The organism is Bartonella sp. MR168JLCBS (assembly GCF_042194175.1).
This window is the reverse complement of sequence record NZ_JBHIMP010000235.1, coordinates 1-879: the sequence shown is the minus strand read 5'-3', so window position 1 is coordinate 879 and position 879 is coordinate 1. Positions and strand designations below refer to the sequence as shown.

The 879-nt window shown below is 36.9% G+C and carries 2 protein-coding genes; both read left to right on the top strand.

What is annotated here, in order from left to right:
• On the top strand, positions 1 to 329 hold a 329-nt coding region (locus ACFIK8_RS10590), incomplete at its 5' end, for a cytochrome c-type biogenesis CcmF C-terminal domain-containing protein (RefSeq protein WP_375669401.1).
• Positions 326 to 778 carry a cytochrome c-type biogenesis protein gene (locus ACFIK8_RS10585; RefSeq protein WP_014923896.1) on the top strand — a complete coding sequence of 151 codons (453 nt, stop codon included), beginning with the start codon at positions 326 to 328 and terminating at the stop codon, positions 776 to 778. The genes ACFIK8_RS10590 and ACFIK8_RS10585, both read left to right, overlap by 4 nt.
• Positions 779 to 879 lie beyond the last annotated feature (101 nt).

The following is an 879-nucleotide window of genomic DNA, read 5'->3' as shown; positions in this document are numbered from 1 at the left end:
AGTTTAATTTTACAGTCTATGAAAACAAACATGCAGTCCGCAACGTAATAGCATCAAAACGTTTCTATTCAAGCCAGAACATATCAACAACAGAAGTTGGTATTCAAAATCATGGCTTATTATCCCAATTATATATTGCACCGGGCCATATAGATGATCAAGGGCTTGTTGTGCATCTATGGTGGAAGCCTTACGTGATTTGTGTATGGTTAGGGGCAATAATGATGGCTATGGGGGGGTGTTTTTCTCTTTTTGGTTATTGGTTTCGCATTGGGTTGCATCGACGGATAGCTTCCCGCTTCAAGTTTTCTGAAAAGGCTTTGAGATGAAGAAGGAACTGTTTTGGGCTTTGTTTTTTTTAATTGCTATTTTTCCTTTACGATTAGCGATAGCAGTGGAGCCGGATGAAGTTTTAAAGGATGCAGTCCTTGAAGCTCGTGCACGTGATATTTCATCACATTTGCGTTGTCCGGTTTGCCAAAATCAATCAATTGATGATTCAAATGCTTCCTTGGCACGTAATTTACGGCTTTTGATCCGTGAACGTTTAAAAATAGGTGACAGTGATCAGCAGATCATTGATTTTCTTGTTGAGCGATATGGTGAATTTATCCTTTTGAAACCGCCATTTAATAAAACAACTTGGCTTTTATGGTTATCACCTTTGATAATTATAAGTCTTGGTGCAAGCGCTCTATTTTTTCGGACAAGATGGTACAAGCCCGAAAAAATAATTACTTTAAATACGGATAAAGAAAAACAGTCAAAATACCGTTGAGTTGACACAGATATTACAAGATTACAGGAAGAAAAATTGGAGTACGTTGAACCTAATAATTCAGCTTTTTCTGTGCTTAAATCTTACAAAACTTTAACAAT

What these genes read in the sequence shown, in the direction of transcription:
- ACFIK8_RS10585 (WP_014923896.1), top strand. Translation starts at nt 326, where the DNA reads ATGAAGAAGGAACTGTTTTGGGCTTTGTTTTTTTTAATTGCTATTTTT.